This window comes from Adhaeribacter arboris (assembly GCF_003023845.1).
Lineage (GTDB): Bacteria > Bacteroidota > Bacteroidia > Cytophagales > Hymenobacteraceae > Adhaeribacter > Adhaeribacter arboris.
Genome location: NZ_PYFT01000001.1, coordinates 1,229,372 through 1,251,801, shown reverse-complemented (window position 1 = coordinate 1,251,801; position 22,430 = coordinate 1,229,372). Strand labels below are relative to the sequence as shown.

The 22,430-nt window shown below is 39.3% G+C and carries 25 protein-coding genes; 8 read left to right on the top strand and 17 right to left on the bottom strand.

What is annotated here, in order from left to right:
- Positions 1-430 precede the first annotated feature (430 nt).
- The gene (locus AHMF7605_RS05275; protein WP_106927145.1) at positions 431-1,630 is read left to right on the top strand and encodes a zinc ribbon domain-containing protein; all 1,200 of its coding nucleotides are present in this window, start codon (positions 431-433) and stop codon (positions 1,628-1,630) included.
- 70 nt (positions 1,631-1,700) lie between these two features.
- On the opposite strand, the gene AHMF7605_RS05270 is transcribed toward AHMF7605_RS05275, so the two are convergent.
- The 8 genes from AHMF7605_RS05270 to AHMF7605_RS05235 form a co-directional block, all read right to left on the bottom strand.
- Entirely contained in the window at positions 1,701-2,237 is a 537-nt protein-coding gene (locus tag AHMF7605_RS05270; protein ID WP_106927143.1) for a DinB family protein, read from the bottom strand.
- 110 nt (positions 2,238-2,347) lie between these two features.
- A complete protein-coding gene (locus tag AHMF7605_RS05265; RefSeq protein WP_106927141.1) occupies positions 2,348-2,923 on the bottom strand; it encodes a DUF4256 domain-containing protein in 576 nt (191 codons plus the stop codon).
- 69 nt (positions 2,924-2,992) lie between these two features.
- Positions 2,993-3,370 carry a DoxX family protein gene (locus tag AHMF7605_RS05260; RefSeq protein WP_106927139.1) on the bottom strand — a complete coding sequence of 126 codons (378 nt, stop codon included), beginning with the start codon at positions 3,368-3,370 and terminating at the stop codon, positions 2,993-2,995.
- 12 nt (positions 3,371-3,382) lie between these two features.
- Positions 3,383-3,850, bottom strand: a complete 468-nt coding sequence (locus tag AHMF7605_RS05255; RefSeq protein WP_106927130.1) for an SRPBCC domain-containing protein — start codon at positions 3,848-3,850, stop codon at positions 3,383-3,385.
- A gap of 6 nt (positions 3,851-3,856) precedes the next feature.
- Positions 3,857-4,180, bottom strand: a complete 324-nt coding sequence (locus AHMF7605_RS05250; protein ID WP_106927128.1) for an ArsR/SmtB family transcription factor — start codon at positions 4,178-4,180, stop codon at positions 3,857-3,859.
- Between the two features lie 539 nt (positions 4,181-4,719).
- Positions 4,720-5,157 (bottom strand): Hsp20/alpha crystallin family protein, encoded by a 438-nt coding sequence (locus AHMF7605_RS05245; protein ID WP_106927126.1) that lies wholly within the window; start codon positions 5,155-5,157, stop codon positions 4,720-4,722.
- A gap of 129 nt (positions 5,158-5,286) precedes the next feature.
- The gene (locus AHMF7605_RS05240) at positions 5,287-5,628 is read right to left on the bottom strand and encodes a hypothetical protein (protein ID WP_233218950.1); all 342 of its coding nucleotides are present in this window, start codon (positions 5,626-5,628) and stop codon (positions 5,287-5,289) included.
- A gap of 12 nt (positions 5,629-5,640) precedes the next feature.
- Entirely contained in the window at positions 5,641-6,189 is a 549-nt protein-coding gene (locus AHMF7605_RS05235; RefSeq protein WP_106927124.1) for an RNA polymerase sigma factor, read from the bottom strand.
- 368 nt (positions 6,190-6,557) lie between these two features.
- Here AHMF7605_RS05235 and AHMF7605_RS05230 point away from each other — a divergent pair, with 368 nt between their 5' ends.
- From AHMF7605_RS05230 to AHMF7605_RS05220, 3 genes are all read left to right on the top strand, one after another.
- Positions 6,558-7,427: a LiaF transmembrane domain-containing protein gene (locus tag AHMF7605_RS05230; protein ID WP_146153521.1), complete on the top strand. Its 870-nt coding sequence runs from the start codon at positions 6,558-6,560 to the stop codon at positions 7,425-7,427.
- 165 nt (positions 7,428-7,592) lie between these two features.
- Complete coding sequence (locus AHMF7605_RS05225; RefSeq protein WP_199200198.1) at positions 7,593-8,567, top strand: sensor histidine kinase; 975 nt, start codon at positions 7,593-7,595, stop codon at positions 8,565-8,567.
- Positions 8,564-9,310 (top strand): LytR/AlgR family response regulator transcription factor, encoded by a 747-nt coding sequence (locus AHMF7605_RS05220; RefSeq protein ID WP_106927118.1) that lies wholly within the window; start codon positions 8,564-8,566, stop codon positions 9,308-9,310. Before AHMF7605_RS05225 ends, AHMF7605_RS05220 begins: the two co-directional genes overlap by 4 nt.
- Positions 9,311-9,403: 93 nt before the next feature.
- On the opposite strand, the gene AHMF7605_RS05215 is transcribed toward AHMF7605_RS05220, so the two are convergent.
- The 6 genes from AHMF7605_RS05215 to AHMF7605_RS05195 form a co-directional block, all read right to left on the bottom strand.
- Positions 9,404-9,655 (bottom strand): hypothetical protein, encoded by a 252-nt coding sequence (locus AHMF7605_RS05215; RefSeq protein ID WP_106927116.1) that lies wholly within the window; start codon positions 9,653-9,655, stop codon positions 9,404-9,406.
- A 495-nt stretch (positions 9,656-10,150) separates the two neighbouring features.
- Positions 10,151-10,369, bottom strand: coding sequence for an exodeoxyribonuclease VII small subunit (gene xseB / locus AHMF7605_RS05210; protein ID WP_106927114.1), 219 nt, complete (start codon positions 10,367-10,369; stop codon positions 10,151-10,153).
- Positions 10,362-11,720 (bottom strand): exodeoxyribonuclease VII large subunit, encoded by a 1,359-nt coding sequence (gene xseA, locus AHMF7605_RS05205; RefSeq protein ID WP_106927112.1) that lies wholly within the window; start codon positions 11,718-11,720, stop codon positions 10,362-10,364. The genes xseB and xseA overlap by 8 nt, the downstream gene beginning before the upstream one ends.
- 319 nt (positions 11,721-12,039) lie before the next feature.
- A complete protein-coding gene (locus AHMF7605_RS30770; protein WP_262512335.1) occupies positions 12,040-12,171 on the bottom strand; it encodes a hypothetical protein in 132 nt (43 codons plus the stop codon).
- Between the two features lie 56 nt (positions 12,172-12,227).
- Complete coding sequence (locus tag AHMF7605_RS05200; protein WP_106927110.1) at positions 12,228-12,608, bottom strand: hypothetical protein; 381 nt, start codon at positions 12,606-12,608, stop codon at positions 12,228-12,230.
- A gap of 580 nt (positions 12,609-13,188) precedes the next feature.
- Positions 13,189-14,871, bottom strand: coding sequence for a L,D-transpeptidase family protein (locus AHMF7605_RS05195; protein ID WP_106927108.1), 1,683 nt, complete (start codon positions 14,869-14,871; stop codon positions 13,189-13,191).
- A 451-nt stretch (positions 14,872-15,322) separates the two neighbouring features.
- Between AHMF7605_RS05195 and AHMF7605_RS05190 the strand changes: the two genes are divergently transcribed.
- The gene (locus AHMF7605_RS05190; protein WP_106927106.1) at positions 15,323-17,113 is read left to right on the top strand and encodes a M1 family metallopeptidase; all 1,791 of its coding nucleotides are present in this window, start codon (positions 15,323-15,325) and stop codon (positions 17,111-17,113) included.
- A gap of 151 nt (positions 17,114-17,264) precedes the next feature.
- On the opposite strand, the gene AHMF7605_RS05185 is transcribed toward AHMF7605_RS05190, so the two are convergent.
- Complete coding sequence (locus AHMF7605_RS05185; RefSeq protein ID WP_106927104.1) at positions 17,265-17,759, bottom strand: YciE/YciF ferroxidase family protein; 495 nt, start codon at positions 17,757-17,759, stop codon at positions 17,265-17,267.
- 437 nt (positions 17,760-18,196) lie between these two features.
- Here AHMF7605_RS05185 and AHMF7605_RS05180 point away from each other — a divergent pair, with 437 nt between their 5' ends.
- Positions 18,197-19,105, top strand: coding sequence for a cyanophycinase (locus tag AHMF7605_RS05180; protein ID WP_106927102.1), 909 nt, complete (start codon positions 18,197-18,199; stop codon positions 19,103-19,105).
- Positions 19,106-19,368: 263 nt separating this feature from the next.
- Here AHMF7605_RS05180 and AHMF7605_RS05175 read toward each other — a convergent pair whose 3' ends face one another.
- Positions 19,369-20,304 (bottom strand): isoaspartyl peptidase/L-asparaginase family protein, encoded by a 936-nt coding sequence (locus tag AHMF7605_RS05175; protein WP_106933353.1) that lies wholly within the window; start codon positions 20,302-20,304, stop codon positions 19,369-19,371.
- A 194-nt stretch (positions 20,305-20,498) separates the two neighbouring features.
- Here AHMF7605_RS05175 and AHMF7605_RS05170 point away from each other — a divergent pair, with 194 nt between their 5' ends.
- The gene (locus tag AHMF7605_RS05170; protein ID WP_106927100.1) at positions 20,499-20,882 is read left to right on the top strand and encodes a DUF3127 domain-containing protein; all 384 of its coding nucleotides are present in this window, start codon (positions 20,499-20,501) and stop codon (positions 20,880-20,882) included.
- A 220-nt stretch (positions 20,883-21,102) separates the two neighbouring features.
- Positions 21,103-21,732 (top strand): AlbA family DNA-binding domain-containing protein, encoded by a 630-nt coding sequence (locus AHMF7605_RS05165; protein WP_106927098.1) that lies wholly within the window; start codon positions 21,103-21,105, stop codon positions 21,730-21,732.
- Between the two features lie 159 nt (positions 21,733-21,891).
- Here the strand turns inward: AHMF7605_RS05165 and AHMF7605_RS05160 are convergent, their stop codons facing one another.
- Positions 21,892-22,425 (bottom strand): toxin-antitoxin system YwqK family antitoxin, encoded by a 534-nt coding sequence (locus tag AHMF7605_RS05160; RefSeq protein WP_106927096.1) that lies wholly within the window; start codon positions 22,423-22,425, stop codon positions 21,892-21,894.
- Positions 22,426-22,430 lie beyond the last annotated feature (5 nt).

The window sequence follows — 22,430 nt, the reverse complement described above, 5'->3', positions numbered from 1 at the left end:
GGTAATCACCTGAATATTCCACTACATAACAGGATTGATTAAAATAAACTATAACCACCAACCCAACCAACTAATTACTTACGAAAGATATAATTTTAAATCTTATCTTAATTATCTCAAGGTAGAGAAATATTTATTATTTGTAAGGCTATTAGGATAAATTCTTAATAAATCTTATAAATTATTGTGCATTTGTATTCTATAAGGGTTTATAAGTATATGTTAAATCTTAATAAAGTAATTATTTACCAGATCTGTATTCTTTAGTTTAATGGATGTTGATAAGGTGTAGTTATCCATATTAATGAGAAATTGTGGATAAGTGAAGTTATCCATAATGGGGTATATATTTAAAGAAATCTTATATTTTAAAATTTATTCTTATATTTATACAATATAAGAATAGTTAGCAATTGTAAGTCTTGTATATATGCCTAAAAGTTTAGTTTGTCAGTCGTGTTCTGTCGCTGTTATTGAAGATGCTTTCTTCTGCCACAATTGTGGCTTACAAGTAAAATGTAAAGGTTGTGGCGAAAAGGTAATCTCCGGATCAAAAAACTGTAGCCATTGTGGTCTTCCCGTAATTAAAACTAGTCATAGTACTTCTATTAACACTTTTAAATTAAGGGAAAATAAAGAAGAACGAATCTATGAGATTGAATTTACCAACGAGGTTGGTAAAGAAATTAAAGAAGTAATAGCGGATTTATTAAAAAATAAATTAACGCCTACTGATAATGAAGAGCAAAACGTTGGTCAACTGGTAACAACCGAATCAGTAAAGCAAGCAGAGGTAAAGGAGTTAATACCTGCACCAACAACAGTTACGTCACCGCAATTAGAAGTAACACCACTACCAATCTTTCATACTGGTCAGGAAGACCGTGAAGCTGTTTATCCGCATCTGAATGACTTAGAAATACGGCTTGACTGTAAAGAAAACGAATGGTTGTTACTATTTTCTTTTTATAATTCGAATTTCGGCGCAAATACTTTTACGAAAGATATTATCTGGCAATTGTATAAAGACAAAAGGAAAACCGAAACACGCTTTAAGAATTTAGGTACGAATTGGCGCTCCTTATTTAAAAAATACCTGGCGACCGTTAAAGAAAATGAATTTCGGTTTACTAACGCCGGTTTACAAAAAGTTAAAAGTTTGCTGCGAATAAACCATGATAATGCGGAAAATAACTTTGTGGCCCGCAAAAGCAATTCTGTAAGTAATACCCGAATGAATACCATACGCACTATGCCTGTTTCCCGAAAAGTAGTAGCCAATAGTATTGTGCCCAATGAGTTCGATGTGTATAAAAATGAGTATAAAGAAGCATTGGAAGCTTTTTTTCGGCGGAAAAATCCGGGTAATGGCAATCCTAACCGTATTATAACCATTGCTTATTACATTACTAAAATTAACCACCAGGAATATTTTACCGAAGGTAACATCGACTACGCTTATCGGATTTTAAACTTAAATAACAAACCGGCACATTTGAAACAAATTATTATAAACTTAAAAAATGAACGCCTCTGGTTCCAAAAAATAATTGATAATACAACTACTGGCTGGAAATTGACCCGCCAAGGAGAAATTTATGTGGAAGAGAAATTACCGGCACGAGCTTAAGATTAAAATTGCAAAAGTATAACATTGGACTTATTATGTTAAGTACAGGTGCTTGTTTTCATATAGTTGCTCATTCAATAATAAGCGAATCAGGTAAGGCTTTTAAAACTTTTACCGTTACCAATAATTGACCTAAATGCCGTTGCGTATGTTCTGCGGCGTGAAAGAGTAAACCAAGAACGGTTGAAGGTATTTTATCTCGTCCAACCGCTCTGGTCTCCAGCAATTGGCTGCTAGCAGTTGATTTTAGCTGGGCAATGGCTTTATCTACCTGAAAATGAAAATTTTGAACTAAAACAGCTAATTTCCATGATGCTTTATCAGGATTACTTTCCTTTGCCAAACTCTCCAACTGATCAGAATTTAAAGATTCGCCCCGGGCGTAGGTAAATAAACGATCTAGTACTCCGGTAAGGTGTTGCAGGTGAAAGCCCGGCGTTGCTACTGGACCAGGTTTTTTCCAAAGTAAATTCTCTGGGAAATCCTTCGTTAGTTCATTTACTTCTTCTCGGGCCTGCAGCAATGCATGAGCTACAGGTTGTAAACTAGCCGGTATTTCCGCAATTGGCCCGCGCAACCAAACTTCTAAATTATTCTTTTCCGCCATATTAATTTTATGTTGCTTTTTAAGATAAACTACCCACAAGATAAAATGGTTAATTTACTTTTCTGAAAGCTGTACGAAGGAGCGCCTAATGTGCTATTTGCGCGAAAAATTTAAACTTTTAGCGAGCCCCGGAACCCTCTGACGGCATAATAAGAATCGGCGCCGTTGTGGTACACGAAGATTTGGCCGTAGCGAAAATCAGCATAGATGGCACCTCCTAGCTTTCTAATTTCTGCAGGCGTTTTGATCCAGCTCGAGGTTTTTGAATCGAAATTACCAAGTTTCTGCAGCTCTCGGTATTGTTCTTCGGTTAAAATTTCAATGCCCATGGCCGCCGCCATATCAAGGGCATTATTGGCGGGTTTATGTTCTTTTCTTGACTCCAGCGCTTCGCGGTCGTAGCAAATACTTCGGCGACCTTTAGGACTTTCCGCGGCACAATCATAAAAAATGTATTCGCCTGTGTTTTTATCATAACCAATAACATCCGGTTCACCGCCAGTTCTTTCCATTTCATAAAGTGACCATAGTTTTTGGATATTAGCTTCTAACTTGGCTACTATATTAGTCCATTCGAGTTCTGGATGGCGATTCTTGTTTTTCTCAAAACGGGCTTTCAGCGTTCTAAGGAGTTCTTCACGTTGGTCTAATGCTAATTCTTGATTATTGCTAATTATGCTGTTCATACTTTTTAAATTATATAAGTTACTTATTTCAGTTAATTAATAATGGGTTCTTTTTAAGTAAATTATGGATTAAACTACCATGATTTTTCTATCCGTAGGCCTGAAATACCACGATATTACCGTTAGAGTTAAAAGAAGCAAAGAGGGTAATAATTCGTTCACCGGCTCGCTGGATGCGATCCGGGAAAATGTCGCTCCGGACATGGCAAAGAAAAAGCCGGCATACGCCCATTCTTTAAGCAAAGGAAATTTAGGAAATAGCACCGCGGCTACTCCTAAAATTTTCCAAGTACCTAATAGTGTCAGAAAATAGCTAGGATAGCCCAATTGCGTGATGTTATCTACTTCTGCTTCCACTTTTAATAATTGTACTATTCCGGTGGATAGCATTCCCAAAGCCAGCCAGCCGGTAGCTAGCCAATAAATAATTTTATTTCTCTTTGTCATAGTATGTATAATTTATTTCAATTTGTTCACAATATCCTGTAAGCGGTTATGAGCCATATTAAGGCCTTGAGCAAAGGGGAGCTTTAGCATTTTATTTCTGTGATCGACCGATTTATACACTATATGCATAGTGAGTTTGCTGGTATCGTCGGGGAATTGTTCAAATTCTAAGAACTCCAGTTGGACGCCAAAAGGCGCGTTATCCATTTCAAAGGTCCGGGTGATTTTTTGGTTCGGAACAAATTCATGGAATACTCCGTGGGCCCCAAACACCACATTTCCTTGCGTATCGGTTGTTTGGAATTGCCAGCTGCCGTGCTTTTTACTTTCGAGTTTCAGCACTTTCGTTGCCATCCATTGCTCCACAATTTCCGGTTCCACGTGCGCTTTAAAAAGTAGTTCCAAGGGTAAATCAAATTCCCTGGTAATTACTAAATCGTGTTTCCCAGCTTCGGCATGAATTTTTGTTTTTCGCTCCATTTTATGCTACTTATTTGGTTTGTATTTCTTCATGATGGTTTCTAATTTGTTAAACCGGTCATCCCACATTTGGCGGAACGGTTCAATAAAGTCGGCTATTTCTTTCATTTTTTGGGGATTTAAGTGATAGTAAATTTCTCTGCCGTTTTGCTCTTGTTTAAGCAATTCACATTCAGTGAGAATTTGCAAGTGTTTGGAAACAGTTGGTCGGGCAGTGTCAAAGTTAGCCGCTATAGCGCCGGCCGTCATGGACTGCGAAGCTACCAACAACAGGATCGTTCTTCTGGTCGGATCTGCTATGGCTTGAAATACATCTCGTCTTAAATTCATTATGTAGTTATTTGACTACAAATATAAATGTAGTTATTTAGCTACACAATATTTCGCGACGAAAAATTTTAAATAATTTTCAAGCTTTGGTTAGAGCATTAAATTATATCTGCGACAGGTAATGGAACCAATTATTATCGGTCAAAAAGTTAATTTTTTGAAGATATATCGTTGGCAAAAATACTAAGTAATAGCAGGTTTCAAGGATAATTTTTCAATTTGTTAAAAAAATTATCCTTGAAATTTGCTCTAAATTTAGGTAGCTAAACTTTAAGCTTAATTTTTGTAAACTATCTTTTGTCTTATAATTTATATTATGTTAAATAGAAATTTAAGGTTCTTTCCAGTATCCCTGAACGTACTTCTTATTTATTTTTCTATTCTAAATTTTTTATCTTAATTAAGCAGCTAGCAATAGTAACACGACTAACTTAAAATGGAATGTCATAGCTTTGCTGAATTTGAATTAAAAAAATAGCCAAGGTTTAGCTTACGCAGCTTTATCCTTGGCTATGGTAATTCTAATCTCACTAAATAACCTAACTAACTGTAACTTCCTGGGCTGGTTGTTGGGCCGCGGCGTTTTTGGGTAAAGTAACAATTAATATTCCTTCTACTTGTTTCGCTGTAATTTTTGTGGTATCTACTTGACCATTTAAATTTAAAATTCTTTCGAATGATTTAATTGGGTATTCTTGATGGCTAAAGTTTGGGGAATTATTTTCATCGATGGTACGGGTGCCGCTTATGTATAATACATCGTCTTGCACCGTAATTTTGATGGCTTCTTTCGCAAATCCCAGGGCATATAAATGCACTTCAAAAGCCGATTCGTTATCAATAATGTTCAAGGGGATATTGTACTTCGGTCGCCGGAAGTAGTTATTCCTAAATCTGTGATGACCGAAAAAACTAGCTTTCCCGAAGCCCGAGCCACATCCTTGCGCGTCCCGGGCGGTATTATAATTTCTGTACATAGCAATTATGGTTTAAATTTTTAATAAGAAATCTTTTCTTATTAAGGAAGACGAACAAGTCTAAAATTTACTTTAATGGCTATGGTGTTTTTAGAAAAAAATTAAAAATAAACTTTAGAAAACTTTACATCATCGTTGTTCGCAACGTTTTTTCCATTGTTCTTTAAAAGCTGCTCTTTCCTCCTCGGTCATGTTGAGCCATTTACCGCGTACGTTTCCAGGGTTCTTATAAAAAGCGGAACCTCCCCGATAACCGAATCTAAAACTACCAAATAATATCCGGCACAAAATCAATAGCCCTAAAGCTTGGCCGTAGGTTAATTTTTTTGCGGGTAATACTTCGGGTAGAACCGTATTCCATAACCACTGAACCATACCTCCTATTACAAGTAGTAGAACCAGAAAAAAGAAAGCAAATCCTAATCGACGCTTATGCCAGGTCCAGTTATTTTTATTCGGATTACCGTACATATATTTGGTAGATTATAAATCTAAAAATTCGTTATACAAGTTTTCTAAACGTTTACGCAAATGTTTTACGGCGTAGCCTTTACGCGATATAATTGTTTTTAAATTTTCACCGGTCATATCCGCAATTTGTTGTAGTGTTTTATCTTCCAGTTCGTTCCAGATAAAAACCTGTTTCTGATTTTTAGGTAATTCATCTAAAGCCGTAAAAAGCTCCTGCCAAAATAGATCTTTCAGGTACTCGGTTTCAGGGTCAGCATCATCAATTAATAAAATATCGGCAATACTGTATTCCCCATCTTCATCGGCGTAAGTAAAGTTCTCCAGCGATTCCACGGTTTTTTTCCGGCTGCGATCAATAATTTTATTCCGGGCCACCCGAAAGAGCCAACTGCTCATCTGTTCTACTTCATCTAAATCCGTTACATGACTGAGCTGGTACCAAACATCCTGCAAAATATCTTCTGCTTCTTCTTTGGTTGTAACCCGACCACGAATAAAGTTAAATAAACCTTTACCGTAAGCACCTATGGTTTGAATTATATTTGGCGACTTATCATTCATCCGGACGATTAAACATGTATAACTATTTAGGAAGACGAATGAAGTCTGATTTTTACTTTAATTATTTTAGGATACTCCCAAATTGGCGCTAAGAACAACGGATTTTAAGTTTATAATAGCTTTACGAAACAAAGAGTTTGGTAAGTTAATTTACTATAATTGCTTCTATTACACGGAGATAAAGCTAATTGTTTAATGCTAATTGTATATCGGGAGAAGTTGATTCAGAATAAAATTAACCGTAGTACACCATCTTCTACTACTTCACCGACAAATCACCAGTATTTACCGATTTTTATTTATCAGTTACCTTTTACATATTGGTACCCCATTGGGGCACCTATTACCTTTCGAAAAAATATAAAGTTATGAACTCTACTCGCACATCTTCCTCATCTGGTAAAATAGTGGCTGGTTTAATAATTGTTACCGTAGGTACCGTTTTTCTACTGCGTCAGCTAGGTTACCATTTTCCCCACTGGCTGTTTTCCTGGCCCATGATTTTTATTGTAATAGGTTTGATTAACGGCGCTAAAAGCAGCTTTCGTAATTTTGCCTGGTTAGCCTTTATCGGGCTTGGGTTTGCGTTTTTACTGGATCAAATGTACCCGGTTTACCAAATTACCCGTTTTACCTGGCCGCTGTTAATTATTGGCGCTGGTCTGTTTATGATCTTTCGGCGGAACCATTCGTGGCCGGATCGCTCCGAATACCGGCAACGCTGGCACCAGCGCCGGAATAATTTTGCTCCCCCAGTACAAGATCAATCTTCCACTATTCCAATTTTAAATGGCGACGAACCACTTGCTTCTGCAACTGCTGTCCCACCAATTGAGCCGGTTATATCTGCCGCCAATCATTCCTCCACTCCCGATTCTTCGGTTGCTTTTAATCCGGAGTTCGTGGATATCAGTGCCATATTGGGTGGCGTGAAGCGTAATATATTTTCTAAAAATTTAACGGGCGCGGATATCACTTGTATTATGGGCGGAGCAGAACTCAACTTTTCGCAAGCTGATATTCAGGGACGGGTAGTAATGGATTTAACCATGATTATGGGCGGCTGTAAATTAATTGTGCCCTCTAATTGGGAAGTAATTTCGGAAATTACCGCCATTATGGGTGGTGTGGAAGACCGGCGCAGCCTCGCTCCGACCCTAAAATCTCCTAACCCGAAAGTGCTGGTTCTGCAGGGAGTGGCGTTCATGGGCGGATTGGAAATTCAAAGTTACATCTAGGTAAAAATTCCCGGGCTAGGTTTTAGTTGGCAAAACCTTGATTCTATTTAATGAAAATTTGGTTTGAATATAATTAGGCCCAAAAAGCAATATTGTATAATGGTGCTTTCCTCCCCGTTTTCTCAACCTAAAATATTACTTAGTTTACTTTTTTGCTGGCTATTATTGGGGCTTTTGCAAGCTTATGCCTTAAATAGTTTTGGTTGGGAAGGTAAAGTAGTATGGTCGGATTGTGCCATCAGCAATATCCTACTCATTGGGGCAGCCTTTGTTTTAATCAACATTCTGCGCTTCTATCGCCCTCGGATTGACCGGTACTGGCTTTTACTTTCGTACAGTTTATTTTTTGCGGTTATTTGGCTGTTCTTGTGCTACCAATTTCTTCTTTTTTGTAACGATGATCAGCCCAACTACGAGTTGTTTTTAGTGCGTTCTTTACCTATCCGGTTTATTTTTGGTTTTTTGACTATGAGCTGGATTACCATGCTCACCATTATCTGGCACAATCAGCAAGATCAGAAAGCTCACCAGCAACGTCAGACACAGGCCGAAAAGCTGGCCCGCGAAGCTGAGCTCTTAAATTTGCGCGAACAATTAAATCCGCATTTTTTGTTTAATAGCTTAAACTCGATTAATGCGCTGGTAGGCAGCCGGCCCGCCGAGGCCCGCCACATGATTCACCAATTATCCGACTTTTTACGGGGCACGCTTAAGAAAGACGAAGACCAATGGGTAAGCCTTACCGAAGAATTAAACCACTTGCAACTGTACCTGGACATTGAAAAAGTACGTTTCGGACACCGGCTGCAAACAGAAATAACTTCGGAGCCTGGATGCGCCCAGATGCATCTGCCGCCCATGCTGCTGCAGCCTATTGTAGAGAATGCCATTAAGTTTGGTTTATATGACACCATCGACGGCGTTATTATCCGAATTCAGGCCGAATGCTTAGAAAACCATTTGCGCCTGACGATTCAAAACCCTTTCGATCCCCAAACAGCCCGGCCCCGCCAAGGTACGGGGTTTGGTTTAAGCAGCGTTCAACGCAGGCTGTATTTACTTTTTGCCCGTTATGATTTGTTCGCCACCAAAGTAGATGGTTCGCTTTTTACCACCATTTTAATTATTCCGCAACTATGATTAAAGTATTGATTATTGACGATGAACCCCTGGCTCGTTCGTTGATTCTGGAATACCTGCAAGCTTTTCCGCAAATTAAAGTTTTACAAGAATGTAACGATGGATTTGAAGGAGTAAAAGCCGTGCAATTACACCAACCGGATTTAATATTTCTAGATATTCAAATGCCTAAGATTAACGGATTTGAAATGCTGGAATTACTCGAAGAACCACCCACCGTAATTTTCACTACTGCCTTTGACCAGTACGCCTTAAAAGCTTTTGAAGCTCATGCGGTAGATTATTTATTAAAGCCTTTTAGCCAGGATAGATTTAATAAAGCCATTAATAAGTGGCTTGAACATAAATTAACTATTCCCGAAAACAAAATGAAAACGGATGCCTTATTGGAAACCGCTGCCCAATCGGCGGAGCGCCACGACCGGGTTGTCGTTAAATTAGGACACAAAATTAATATTATTCCGGTGGTAGATATTCAGTACTTAGCTGCCGACGACGATTACGTAAACTTACACACGACCCAAGGGACTTATTTAAAGAACCGGACCATGAGTTACTTTGAAAAATCTTTAGACCCCCAGCAATTTGTGCGGGTTCACCGCTCCTATATGGTTCAGATATCGCAAATAACGCGCTTAGATCCTTACCAGAAAGATACTTATATTGCCAAGCTACGTTCCGGCGCCGAAATTCCGGTAAGTCGTAGCGGTTACACGAAACTGAAAGCAGTGCTTCAACTTTAATAGTCTAGTGTTAACGTTATCAACTACTATAAATAAAAAAGCCTCCTGGTAAACTGTACCAGGAGGCTTTTTTCTATTCTATAACGCACAAAACTATTCTGTGTCGTACGTATATAAACTTGGCTTAACAGTACCCAGCATCTGATTACGACGATCTAATATATCTTGGTAAGTATTAAAACTCACGTGTGCATAAGGATCTGGTTCAAAAGTAACCCGGCTAACAATTTTATCTTCTACTACTTTATTAGTAGCTGAATTATGAGCAGATAACGCAGACTCTTTAGTAGTTTTCACCCATCCCGTAGAAACTGTGTTGTTTTTTGTGTTGTTTACTTTTTCCATTTTACTGTTCCTGTTTTAATGACCTACCTTGTTTTCTCTACTCTTTTATTTTGAAGTATTTTACTCTAAAATGCATGATTTTGTTGCAACATTGCTTCAAAATAGAAGTATTATTTAGCTAATTTAAGCAAATAATTTGATTACCAGTAAATTAACTGATGATATTACAAAAAAATATTTAAGTAAGTTCCTGATGTAATTCAAGTAAATCTTAGAATTTACAAAAAAATAACGCAAATTGTATAAACTATTAAAAATAGAATATAATCTTTTTAATCTTATTACTTAACTTTTATTGCTTCATTTAAGTAATTGATTTTGTACTTTTAACTTAAAATATACTAAAAATCGGTAGTTAAATACAAAAGGAGGGCTTACTAGTACTAGCTAATTGAATAAAAGTAACTTATATCTTAAGAACTTTACTAGAAAAAATATCCGAAAAATAAAATATTAGTAAGATTTTACTTTAAAAGCTTTACTTGAAGTTTTAACCTATTTTTTAGTTTTATCTTCCAGGTAAGTTAAAATTTTCTTCACCTCTTCATCCGTTTCGGTCAGTTTAGCCTGACAAAACTCAATTAAATCCGATGCGCGCTTTACTTTTATTGCCAGTTCATCCACCGGAATGGTTTCATCTTCCAAAGCTTCTACAATATTTTCTAATTCTTCCAAGGCTTGTTGGTACGTTAAATCATCATTTACCTTATTCATACGTCGAGCGGGTTTCGGTAATGGTACTAATAATTTCAGAGTCCTGGAACAGAGTAGTTATTTCGTCACCGGGCCTAACATCGGCGGCATTTTTAATGATGGTATCGCCCCGGAATATAATAGCGTAACCACGCTTCAGAACATTTTCCGGACTAAGAAGCTTAACTGTATTCCGGATAGTTAATAATTTATGCTGTTCTGCTTTTACCAAGGCTTCGGTGCTGCCGTTTAAGCGATAGGTAATTTTAGCTAATTTAAACCGCTGGTTATGAACGAGCCGGTTTATTAATTGAATAACGGTTCCGGATAAGGGCCTTAACCGTTGCTGCTGTTGATTTAAACACTCGTGCGTTTTCCGGATTACTTTAGAATGTAAGGTTTGTAGGATTAACTTTTGGGCGCTTAAAACTTCGTTTGTTTTAGAAATAACTATTTTTTGTAAGTGCAGTAAATTTTCTTCGAACGCCCGGTTATGGCTGACAATAGTGGCGGCCGCCTTCGTTGGGGTTTTGGTGGGCATCCGGGCCATTAAATCGCAAATAGATTCGTTCCGTTCGTGCCCGATACCCGTTATAATGGGAATGGGAAAGCGAGCCACCGCCCGCGCTACCGTATACGAGTCGAAAGCGCTAAAATCTAATTGACTGCCGCCGCCCCTTACAATAACTACCGCGTCGTAGGCGATTTGAGATTGATAAATTTGAATCAGTTTTTGACAGATTTGATTCGCCGCTTCGTTGCCTTGTACCTGCGCGAAATATTCATCCACCTGAAAAGTATACTGGTATTTGTTTAGATACAGTTCATGCACAAAGTCGTTATATCCATCGGCCTGGGCAGAAGAAATTAAGGCAATTTTTTGAATTACCGGCGGAAAATTGAGTTGCCGGTTGCGCGTCCGGAATTCACCGTTCACTAATTGTACGGCATCCGGATTCTGGTCGATTAACTTTTGTAAAACGGCTTGCCGCGAAAGGGCTAGCTTCCCGATGGTATAATTACAATCGATCTCCTCAATTAAAACGGTGAGACCGTAGTAGATGTGAAATTGAATCCGGACTTTAAATAAAATCTCAATATTATCCTTAAAAGCCTGCCCGGTAATCTCTTCGAAGTTACGGATAGTACGGTAGCAATTTCCCCAAATCTTCGCTTGTATAGAGGCTAGAACTTCGTTGGAATTTTCCGCTTTTTCTACCAGGGTTAAATAACATTGGCGCTTGTCCTGATAATTTTTAATGTTCGAGGTTTCGGCAATTACCGCGTAGGTTTGCTCCCGGAAAACCCCATCAATGGCATACTGGATCAGTTGGTTAAGTTGCGATAATTTTAAGGGAGCGGAAGTTTGCATACTGTTAACAAATCTAACGATTTCTGATTATACTTCCGTGCGGATAATGTTAAAAAAATTAGCAAATTGATTTTTGTGCCCGGCTCTCTTTGTTATTCTTTTTTTCCTAATTGGTATTTTCTGGGTCAGATTATAACCTAAAAATTAGAAATTATGGATGAGAGAGGAACCCAGAGAATTTTTGCATTTACTTCATCCCTAAGTTTTATTAAAAATCTATTTTCTTCTTGCAGGAGAGTTTCGTGAAAGGTTGGAATAGCCTTTTAGAACGTCCGTAAAAGAAGAAGGATAGCTTTGGGGCTATCCTTCTTCTTGCCGGTTAATGCGACTCCTGGGCTTCTTCTGCGTACTCAGATCGGTGGTTCCGCTTATGAGCAGCATCTTTACTAGGATCATTATCGCGATCACTTTGCGTTTCGCAGGCCTGGATCGAAACAAGGGTCAGGACCAAAACACCGGCATAGATTAATTTTTTCATTTCTTCAATTTACGGTTTATAAAACAAAATTATTGTTGTTTTTTATTTTGTGGTTTATTTGTTTGCGGCATCTGCCGACTGGGCGAATTATTTTCTTTACCCCTAGTTTCCGAGTTACCCGCGTTATTTTCTGTTACCGAAGTAGCTTTCGCCGCATCTGGATCTTCGGCGCTGGTTTGGCCGGGTTTTTTAGCCATGTTAGCGCTATCCATACCCGTTATCCCACTATCTGGTTTAATATTTACCGGCGATTCCATGGAAGTATTGGTTCCATCATTCGGATTATCCGCGTTATTACTTTCTATTTGACCGGCGCCATAACCTTCCGGCGGAGTACGGTGATCTTTCCCTTGACAACCCACTCCTACTATTGCCAGCGACAGCAAAAATACATACAATTTCTTTTTCATAGCTTTTGAACTAAATTATTTTTCATCTACTCGCTTTCTTAAGCAAGAATGTTCTTTTTACTCCGTCAACTGGTAAAAGTTACCTTTAACTTAGGGTATAAACTAAGAACGGAGTAGAATAAATTTCGGCTACTTTATTTGAATAGGCTGTTTTTATGATAAATAGGGAATAAAGCACCTAAGGAATACCAGCTTGAAACGTATAAGTCGTATTGGATAGAAGTATTATTACCTGTTTGTCTTTGGAGTTGGTTCCCGTCTCCATGTTACGGTGCTGATGCGGTTCGCACGGTAACCCGTTTGCCTCGTGACCGGCGGGCCTCGTTTAGCTCTTCCGGGCTTTCTAAGCTTCCTTTGTTCGAGCCTTACAATGCCTCGTGCCTCGGCACCGGAAGCTTAGAAGGGCCTTCATAGCCAAACTGCTGTCACTTCTTCTTGGATATCTGATTCTAATTATAACCAGTTAATACCTCTTGTTTATTTCCATTAGGTATTGATAGCAAATAGTAAACTATTAAAAAACAAACAAGTTGGTACTTAAAATTACCGGCTTGTTTGTTTGCGTGCAAAAAGTAATGCCTTAGTTAAAATATTCTTTTTCCAGTTCTTTATCGTGGCTGTAGATATCGTCGCGGAAATGAATGCGGCCGTTATCATCTACCCAGGAAGTAAAGTAAACTATATAAACGGGTATTTTTTCGGGCAAGTTTTCGTACCGTTCCGTACCGGCGTGCATGGCTTCCACAATGGCTTCTTCGGTCCATTGCGGTTTACCAGCCAGTAAAAATTGAGCTAGTTCAACCGGTTTCTCTACCCGGATGCACCCGTGGCTAAAGCCGCGCTGGGTTTGATTAAAAAGTTGGGCGGCAGCCGTATGGTGCAGGTACACTTCGTGCTCATTCGGGAAAATAAATTTAATATCGCCCAGTGGGTTTTTAGGTCCCGGTCGCTGACGAACGAAATATTTAAAATTATCTTTGGTAATAGAACTCCAATCAATAGAATAAGGATCTACCGGTACGGCATCTTTCCCCTGCCCTTGCACCACCTCCATATCCATCCGTTCCAACCAACCCGGATCAGCCAGTAAATGCGGCTTCATTTCATTAGCAATAATTGAAAACGGTACGTACCAGTAAGGTGAGAAAACAATGTACTCCAGTTTATCGCTAAAAATAGGCGTTGAGTTCATCACTTTTCCCACGATAACCCGCATGTTAAATACATCTTTCCCTTTGTCTTTGGCATAGAGGGTGTATGCCGGAATATTCACGAAAATGTGTTTGCGCTCCATTTCTTTGGGCTTCGGAATCCAACGCCAGCGCTCCATGTTTATAATAATCTGGTCAATGCGGTCGTCGAGCGATACGTTCAAAGAACGGAGGGTTTCTTTGTTAAGAATACCATCTACTTTCAGTCCATGACGTTCCTGAAAATCCCGGAGGGCTTTTTCCAGTTCTTCATCAAAACGAGTGGAATCGGGCCGATTCACGTGCCGGCGATCGGGTGTCAATAAACGTTTTCGTAGTAAAGGTACCGCCGCCGATACTTCACCGCGGTGCAAATTAATCTTTGCATTTTCAATTTTAGGCCAGCCTCCATTTTGGCGAATGTTGCGGTATTGCTGTAAAGCCGTTCTTAAACGACTATAGTCTTCGTGCAAAGGCTCAAACTGGTAATATGGATACCGGCTGTCTCGTTCACGCAGAATAGTTTGCAGCGCTTTGTGTAATTTTATTTTATTCCGTTTTACACTCCACTCAATGTTATCCAGTTCCCTGGGGTTAACCGTACCTCGGTAAAAATCAGAAGCATAATGAAAGTAAGAAGCCGATAGCATAACATCAATCTTTTCTTGCAGTTGGTGTTTTAAGGAATCGTTGTTAGTTGTTTCGTATTGCTTCAGCAAAGCGTTAAAATCCTTAATTTTATAATCTTCCGGATTTAGTCCTTCGCGCGAGGCTTTATTCACAACGTTCAGGAAAGTATTTGCCTGGGGCACCAGTTTATCTTTCTTAAACCACCCCAACCGGTAATCCCGGGTGCGGTAAAAAAGCATGGTAGTGGCCCTAAACTTTTTAAATTTTGGTTCTTGCTTTAAGAAATTTTCGATGAAGGCACTATCTGTTTTAGCGCTGGCTTGTTCTTCTTTGGTGAGGTTGTCTTTTTTATTTTTTGCTCTGTTACAAGCCGTTAATTGAATGAACACTAAAAAGCAAATAAATATTTGCCAGCATACAAATTGTTTGCGTTGGTGTAACATATTTCGGATCGGATTCTAATTCTTTTGGCTTACCCATCCAAGCGTTTCTTTTCCAGAAGCCACTAATTAGCAGCAAGCTTTATTCCAAAAAGGTAGTTTAATAGCTCTTGCTTTTTCTTTCAGTAAGGTAAAGTAAGGCCAGAATAGGTAGCTGGTTTTACTGGTATAATCAAAAAATGTTATCTTTAAAACAGAACTTGTTCAGAATAGAAAATTTTACACGGGCACCACATGAAACCGATTTTCTTTAAAAATGGATGTAGTGATTTTTAAATGGTTTAGATTGAAGCAATTATATCTATCAGCCATAAAATGGGTAATCTTTAAATAAGGGTAAGTTCCTCTTGCTTAAGACCAGAATCTGAACAAATAAATTTTGCATTGGTAGGCAGGTACTTAAATTATCTGTACTAAAAAACTTAATTCTTATTGTAAAATTTAAAACTTACTTATGACATCCGGTAAGGTTATTCTATTTAACGATCCGCATAGTTTTTCCCGCCCGCAAGAAGCGAGCGTTACGCATTTATCCTGGCAAATAAAGGTTGATTTCAACATTAAAACTTTATCGGGGATAGCCACTTACCTTATTCAAAAGCAGCCCCAGGCAGGTAAGATCATTCTGGATATTAAAGATTTAGTCATTCAGGCAGTTTATGTAAACCAAACGCCGGTTAGTTTTTCGTTGGGAGCAGAAAAAGAATACCTGGGCCAGCCCTTAGAAATTTTATTACTGCCCGATAGCCAAGAAATTTCTATTCATTATCAAACTACTTCTGCCTCAGCCGCTCTGCAGTGGCTGGAACCCGAACAAACGGCCGGTGGACAGCAGCCATTTTTGTTTACCCAATCACAAGCTATTTTAGCCCGGACCTGGTTACCTTGTCAGGACTCTCCTGCGGTGCGGTTTACGTACGAGGCTCAGGTGGAGGTACCGCCTGGTTTTTTTGCTTTAATGAGCGCCGAGAATCCTTCAGAAATTGCGGCTGACGGACAGTATACTTTTAAAATGGTTCATCCTATTCCCTCCTACTTAATGGCCTTAGCCGTTGGGCAAATAAATTTTCAAGCTATTGGGCCCCGAACGGGAGTTTACGCCGAGACCGCCCTGCTTTCTGCCGCTGCTTACGAATTTGCCGAAATGGAGAAAATGCTACAAGCCGCCGAAGATTTGTACGGCACCTATCCCTGGGGTCGGTACGATGTGCTGGTACTACCCCCCAGTTTTCCATTTGGCGGTATGGAAAATCCTTGTTTAACCTTTGCGACTCCCACTATTATTACCGGTGACCGTTCCTTGACCAGTTTAGTGGCGCACGAATTAGCACATTCCTGGTCGGGTAATTTAGTAACCAATGCTACCTGGAACGACTTCTGGTTAAACGAAGGCTTTACCGTTTACTTTGAGCGACGCATAATGGAATATTTGTACGGTTCGGAATACGCCGATATGCTAAAAGTTTTAGGTTATCAGGATTTAATGAAAACGATGGATGAACTGGGAGTAACTAATCCGGATACGTGCTTAAAACTAAATTTAGAGAACCGGGATCCGGACGAAGGTTTAACGGAGATAGCCTACGAAAAAGGCAATCTTTTTCTGTTAACCATTGAAAAAGCAGTTGGCCGCGCCCGGTTTGATGCTTTCATCCAGGATTACTTTCAAACTTATTCTTTCAGATCTAATACGACCGAAAATTTTCTGAATTATTTACAAGCCTTTTTTGCCCCGGAGAAAGAATTAGTAGAGCAGAAAGTAAAGCCCAAAAAATGGCTCTACGAACCCGGATTACCTCTAACCGCTATATCCTTGTCCTCGTCCCGGTTTACCTTGGTGGAAGATAAAGCTCAAGAATGGCAATCCACTAAAGACGCTTCCGTTTTAAATCACCTGAACTGGACTACCCACGAATGGTTGTATTTCTTGCAGTTAATTCAAGCGAGCCTGCAAGAAGCCGACATGGTTCATTTAGATAAAGTTTTTTATTTTACACATTCCAATAATGCCGAAATAGCGGCCGCTTGGTTTGAAATGGCGTTAAAAAAAGGTTATAAACCCATAGAAGAAACCCTCGAAAAGTTTTTACTAGGAGTAGGCCGGCGGAAATTTGTATTGCCTTTGTATAAATTAATGGCTGATAAACCCTCGGGTAAAAATTGGGCGAAAGGTATTTATGAGAAAGCCCGACCTAATTACCACGCCGTTACCCGCCAATCAGTAGATAAGTTATTATTTACTTAAACAGGTGCTAATTTAAGTAAGGTTGTAAAAAGGAAAATCCTGCATGCCGCAATGAAATACGCCATACAGGATTCTCACTTCTAAATTACACTATACTTGCTCAAATATATGGATAGTTTTAATAATATACTAATTATCAAATATATTTTTACTAATGATTTTCCGCTTTAATGTTAACCGATGATTCGGCAATAACGGTAAGCAATTCATCGGTTTTCTTTTCTTCGTTCAAGGTTTGCTGCAATAAGTTAAATGCTTCGTTGTGGCCCAAGTACTTCGCGTAAGTACTGGCGGTACCGTAACCGGCAATTTCGTAATGTTCCACGCGTTGCGCACTGGCTATAATACCGGCATCCATAACCTCAGGGTCGGCATCTTCCGAAAGCATTTCATCGGCTTCTTTTAAAAGTCCTTCCATCGCTTTACATTTAATGGCTTCGGCTTCAATACCCATTGATTGAAAAACTTGTTCCAGACGCTGAACCTGATTTTGAGTTTCCGCCATGTGGGTTTCTAAAGCTTGTTTTAGTTTGGCTGATTTAGCGGACGAGGCCATTTTCGGCATGGCCTTTAGCAGTTGCTGTTCGGCCCCGTAAAGGTCTTGTAATTGATGCACCAATAAATCATTCAAAGATTGCATTTTCATAGTTTCTATATTTTAGTTGAGAATATAACTTATTAAATGTGTTTACCTCTATACGCCTCCCCTACCCGGAAGGTTTATTATAAAAATTTATATTAATCTTTCATTTTTAGGCATTATTAGGTAACCCGGATATAGAAAATTTTAATTTTATATACGCATATAAAAGCTCCTATCAACAAAATCAGAAAATCACATCATCTATAAAAAAAGCTTAAAAAGTGTCAATAGGTTGGAGGAATAAGTAAGTTTAAGGCAATATCTTTTTTATTTTCATCTGTAATTATACAAGCGAAATGCCTGGTTCGGTAGACGGTATGCTTAGGTAAATGGTGTACGTTGTAACCAAAAGTACTTACTTTGCATACACGGTTAATTAATAGATTATATCGGGCTTAAGCAGAAGAGAATCTTAATAAAAGCAGAATAACAAAATACCAGTGAATACACCCAAAGGAAAAATTATTGCCATTGGCGGCAACGAAGATAAGGGTACCTATCCTAACCCGCGAACGAAGCGAAAATATTACCTTAATTTTTTTGAACTGGGCATTTTAAAGCGATTTTCCGCGGAACTAGGCAAAACTAATCCGCGCATTGAAGTAATTACTACCGCCTCCATGATTCCGGAAGAAGTGGGCCATGTTTATCAGAAAGCTTTTGGTATTTTGAACATTACCAATGTAGGTTTAATGCACATCCGAACGCCGCCCGAAACTGATTTGCCCATTTACTTAGAGCGTTTACGCCAAGCCGATGGTATCTTGTTTTCGGGGGGCGATCAGGCCCGTTTAACGCGAATGTTTGCCAATACAGAATTTCTGGAGATCTGCAAGCAGCGTTACCAGCAAGAAGAATCCTTTGTATTGGCGGGTACCAGTGCGGGGGCTATGGCCATGTCGGGTATCATGATTAGGCGCGGCAGCAGCTTTGAAGCTTTAATGAAAGGCACCGTTAAATTAGACCATGGTTTAAGCTTTTTACCAAATGTGATTATTGATTCGCATTTTGTGAAGCGGGGCCGTTTTGGTCGATTAATGGAAGCAGTAGCCCTGCATACGCGCAAAATTGGGATTGGGCTGGGCGAAGACACGGGAGTATTAATAACCAAAGGTAATTTGATAGAAACTATTGGCTCTAACTTGGTAATTATTGTAGATGGTTATCGTATCGGGTACAACAATGCCCATGAAGCAAACCGCGGCGAGCCTTTGTCTATCGAAAATATTATCATGCATGTTCTGGCTAAAGGCAATGTGTATGATATATACTTACGCGAATTTTATAAAGATGCCGAAACCCACCAGCGCCACGTACAGGATATTTTAGATAATCTTTCGCCTAAATGAATGATTGAATGTTGGAATGAGTGAATTTTGAATGAGTGGATGAGTGGATGTTGAATGAGTGAATTTTTAGATTAGGAGATAATATAGGAATGAGAGAATATAAATTTTATCAATGATTAATTTGATGAGCAATATTTTACTCATTCTCCTGAAAGATAATTTGAAACCTAAAAAGTTTTTTTTTACGAATTATTCCTTTCTCCCTTCACAAAACTTTTTATTCACTCATTCAACATCCACTCATCCACTCATTCAAAATTAAATTACTCATAAATCCCCACGTAAATAGGTTCGTTGTTGCGTTTGCTGGCGCGGTACATACCCTCCGAGTTAAAAGATAGGATTATTTCGCCTTGGGTGTTTAATGCAATAAGCCCGCCTTCGCCGCCTTGTTTTTTTAATTTATTCTGCACTACGTAATGGCAAGCTTCGGCCAGCGTCATACCCTTGTATTCAATTAAACAAGAAACATCATAGGCCACGACAGCCCGCATAAAGTATTCGCCGTGGCCCGTACAGGAAATGGCACAAGTAGCGTTATGGGCATAAGTTCCTGCTCCTATGATGGGCGAATCGCCTATTCTATTGAATTTTTTATTCGTCATGCCGCCCGTAGAAGTGGCCGCCGCCAGATTGCCGGCAACATCTAAAGCTACGGCTCCCACGGTGCCAAACTTTTTATCTGTCAGATAGGAGGCATTATGATCTAGAAGTACGGTATCTTCGGCCTTGGCGGCTTGCCACTGTTCGTACCGGTTAGCATCAAAGAAATAGTCGTCGGGTTCAAAAGCAGCTCCTACCTTCCGGCCAAAGGTCTCAGCGCCTTCTCCGGATAATAAAACATGCTCCGAATGCTGCATAACGGCCGTGGCTAAAGAAATAGGATTACGAACCCGGCGTACCCCGGCTACCGCTCCCGCCATTCCGGTTGTCCCGCACATAATAGCGGCATCCATTTCGTGCTGCCCTTCGTGCGTAAATACCGACCCGCGACCGGCGTTAAACAAAATGCAATCCTCCAGTTGACGCACAGTCTCCTCTACCGCTTTTAATGCGCTTTCCCCTTTTTCCAGAATCCGGTGACCTCTTTCTACCGCCTCTTGTAATGCTTGGGAATAAGCTTTCTCTTTTTCATCCGTCATGAGAGCGCGTAAAATAGTGCCGGCTCCCCCGTGAATAGCAATGGCAATTGGATTCATAAGCAAATAAATTCTAAAAAGTAAATCAACTAGTACGTAGTTTAGGCATATCAATACGTGGGTACGGGTATAAAAAACTAAAATTAGTAGCCTTAAATTAACCGGAAATAATCCGGTCGAAAGCAAGTTTTCCACTACTAAATACGTATATTTGTGATAGGTATTTATTTTTTTCATTTATAAAATCAGGTATTATGTCTTTTGATGTTCAAGGAAGATTACACGAAATATTCGATGAAGTTCAGGTAAGCGATAAATTTCGCAAGCGCGAATTTGTGCTGGAAATTCCGGATGGTTCTTTTACGCAGCACGTTAAGTTTCAACTAACGCAGGATAAATGCAATGTGATTGATCAGTTTAAAATTGGCGATGAAGTAAAAGTAAATTTTAATCTTTCGGGTAAGCCTTTTACTAAAAACGGTACCACCATGTATTTTACGAATCTGCAAGCCTGGCGCATCGAAAGTGCTGGCGCTGCCCCAGTTAATAGCGGCGGAAATAACAGCAGTCGTGCGCAACAACCAGCCACTAATAGCCCATTCTTAACCGAAGAGATTGATAACGATTTGCCTTTTTAAGGCTAAAATCAGCTATATATTTGTAAAAGCGGGTTTAATACCCGCTTTTTTGCTTTTAAAGCTTTCTGTTTAAAAATTAAAAATTTATAGTTCAATTTTAAAGCTTATTCCTGAACTAAATGAAGCAGGTTAAGTTCTTATAGCTTCTTAAAAGTATAGTAAGTAAGAAAACTAAGCTTAAGGTAATACTGTTATTCAGATAGAGAACAGAATTACAAATATGCACGACCTCTTACGTTTAATTGCTAATGGGGAAAATGAGCAGTTGGATTTTAAGAAAACCATAAAGCACCCGGATAAAATTGCCCGTACCTTAGTTTCTTTTGCTAATACCCGGGGCGGCATAATATTGGTGGGCGTGCAGGATAACGGTTCTATCGTAGGTATTGATCCGGAAGAAGAGAAACATACCTTACAACTAGCCGCTCAGTTTTACTGCGATCCCCCGCTCTCGTTAAATTACAACGAAATTGAGCACGAAAAAAGGCTGGTGCTGGAAGTAATTATACCGGAAAGTTCTATTAAGCCTCACCTGGCTAAAGTAAAAGACGATGATTGGCGCGGTTACGTGCGGGTGAAAGACGAAAGTGTGCAAACGAGTAAAAGGGCAAGTACCACCACCCGTTCCGAAATAGCTCTAACCGATGCTGCCCGACCGTTAAACCTCGATGAACCTGATTATCAAATAGTAGAATTCTTAAAAACCAACCGGCGCATAACGCTTCCTCAATTTATGAAGTTGGCCCATATTCCGCGACGCCGGGCGTACCGCATACTGGTAAAATTGGTGCTGCACGGTTATCTGCGATTACACGATAAAGAAGAAGAAGATTATTATACCTTAAGGTAGATTATTAAAATTTTTTAGTTGGTGACTGCTAGTTTGATACCGTATTGTGCTTCTAAACTATAATTTTTAGCCCGTGTTGATTGATAAAGTTATTTTCAATCAACACGGGCTAAAAATTATTATAAAGCTACTTGGAAAAGTTGAAGGCGGGAGGTAAAACTATAACGATTGCAATTGTGGACCAGATTGATACCGTTCGGCCGTTTCTTTCTCTTCGTGGCCGTCCGGGAAAATAGCTTTAACCGGCCAACCAGCTTCATAAATTACCGTTTTGCGCAGAGTGCCGTCTTCGTTGTAGTACTTCCAATCGCCAATCCAATAATAATGAATCTTTTTTTCGGTGTTTTCTTGTACGGCTTTGCCGGTGTGCGCTATTTTACCGTTGGTATGGTAATAAGTAGCATTTAAAATCCGGAAGTCCTTTTTAGAATCGTATTTTTCGATGAGATAAATCTGACCATTCGGGTAAAAATATTTCCATTTTTTTACTTGCTTCCCATTCTTGAATCTACCTTTACTCGTTATTTGACCCGGATTTTCCTTGTCTTCTTTGTACTGCCAACGGCCAACGTGTTCCTTTTCTTTGTTTGTCTTATTTTTGCCAAAAATATTTTTTAATACCTGCGCTTCCGCTGCTGGTTTTGTGGCTATCCCGAGCACCAGCAGCAGCCCTAACCGAAGTAATAATTTCATGCTGA

Bases quoted from the DNA above. Each gene is read 5' to 3' on its own strand.
- AHMF7605_RS05275 (WP_106927145.1), top strand. From the start codon at position 431: ATGCCTAAAAGTTTAGTTTGTCAGTCGTGTTCTGTCGCTGTTATTGAA.
- AHMF7605_RS05270 (WP_106927143.1), bottom strand. From the start codon at position 2,237: ATGGCGGAAAAGAATAATTTAGAAGTTTGGTTGCGCGGGCCAATTGCG.
- AHMF7605_RS05265 (WP_106927141.1), bottom strand. From the start codon at position 2,923: ATGAACAGCATAATTAGCAATAATCAAGAATTAGCATTAGACCAACGT.
- AHMF7605_RS05260 (WP_106927139.1), bottom strand. From the start codon at position 3,370: ATGACAAAGAGAAATAAAATTATTTATTGGCTAGCTACCGGCTGGCTG.
- AHMF7605_RS05255 (WP_106927130.1), bottom strand. From the start codon at position 3,850: ATGGAGCGAAAAACAAAAATTCATGCCGAAGCTGGGAAACACGATTTA.
- AHMF7605_RS05250 (WP_106927128.1), bottom strand. From the start codon at position 4,180: ATGAATTTAAGACGAGATGTATTTCAAGCCATAGCAGATCCGACCAGA.
- AHMF7605_RS05245 (WP_106927126.1), bottom strand. From the start codon at position 5,157: ATGTACAGAAATTATAATACCGCCCGGGACGCGCAAGGATGTGGCTCG.
- AHMF7605_RS05240 (WP_233218950.1), bottom strand. From the start codon at position 5,628: ATGTACGGTAATCCGAATAAAAATAACTGGACCTGGCATAAGCGTCGA.
- AHMF7605_RS05235 (WP_106927124.1), bottom strand. From the start codon at position 6,189: ATGAATGATAAGTCGCCAAATATAATTCAAACCATAGGTGCTTACGGT.
- AHMF7605_RS05230 (WP_146153521.1), top strand. From the start codon at position 6,558: ATGAACTCTACTCGCACATCTTCCTCATCTGGTAAAATAGTGGCTGGT.
- AHMF7605_RS05220 (WP_106927118.1), top strand. From the start codon at position 8,564: ATGATTAAAGTATTGATTATTGACGATGAACCCCTGGCTCGTTCGTTG.
- AHMF7605_RS05215 (WP_106927116.1), bottom strand. From the start codon at position 9,655: ATGGAAAAAGTAAACAACACAAAAAACAACACAGTTTCTACGGGATGG.
- xseB (WP_106927114.1), bottom strand. From the start codon at position 10,369: ATGAATAAGGTAAATGATGATTTAACGTACCAACAAGCCTTGGAAGAA.
- xseA (WP_106927112.1), bottom strand. From the start codon at position 11,720: ATGCAAACTTCCGCTCCCTTAAAATTATCGCAACTTAACCAACTGATC.
- AHMF7605_RS05200 (WP_106927110.1), bottom strand. From the start codon at position 12,608: ATGAAAAAGAAATTGTATGTATTTTTGCTGTCGCTGGCAATAGTAGGA.
- AHMF7605_RS05195 (WP_106927108.1), bottom strand. From the start codon at position 14,871: ATGTTACACCAACGCAAACAATTTGTATGCTGGCAAATATTTATTTGC.
- AHMF7605_RS05190 (WP_106927106.1), top strand. From the start codon at position 15,323: ATGACATCCGGTAAGGTTATTCTATTTAACGATCCGCATAGTTTTTCC.
- AHMF7605_RS05185 (WP_106927104.1), bottom strand. From the start codon at position 17,759: ATGAAAATGCAATCTTTGAATGATTTATTGGTGCATCAATTACAAGAC.
- AHMF7605_RS05175 (WP_106933353.1), bottom strand. From the start codon at position 20,304: ATGAATCCAATTGCCATTGCTATTCACGGGGGAGCCGGCACTATTTTA.
- AHMF7605_RS05170 (WP_106927100.1), top strand. From the start codon at position 20,499: ATGTCTTTTGATGTTCAAGGAAGATTACACGAAATATTCGATGAAGTT.
- AHMF7605_RS05165 (WP_106927098.1), top strand. From the start codon at position 21,103: ATGCACGACCTCTTACGTTTAATTGCTAATGGGGAAAATGAGCAGTTG.
- AHMF7605_RS05160 (WP_106927096.1), bottom strand. From the start codon at position 22,425: ATGAAATTATTACTTCGGTTAGGGCTGCTGCTGGTGCTCGGGATAGCC.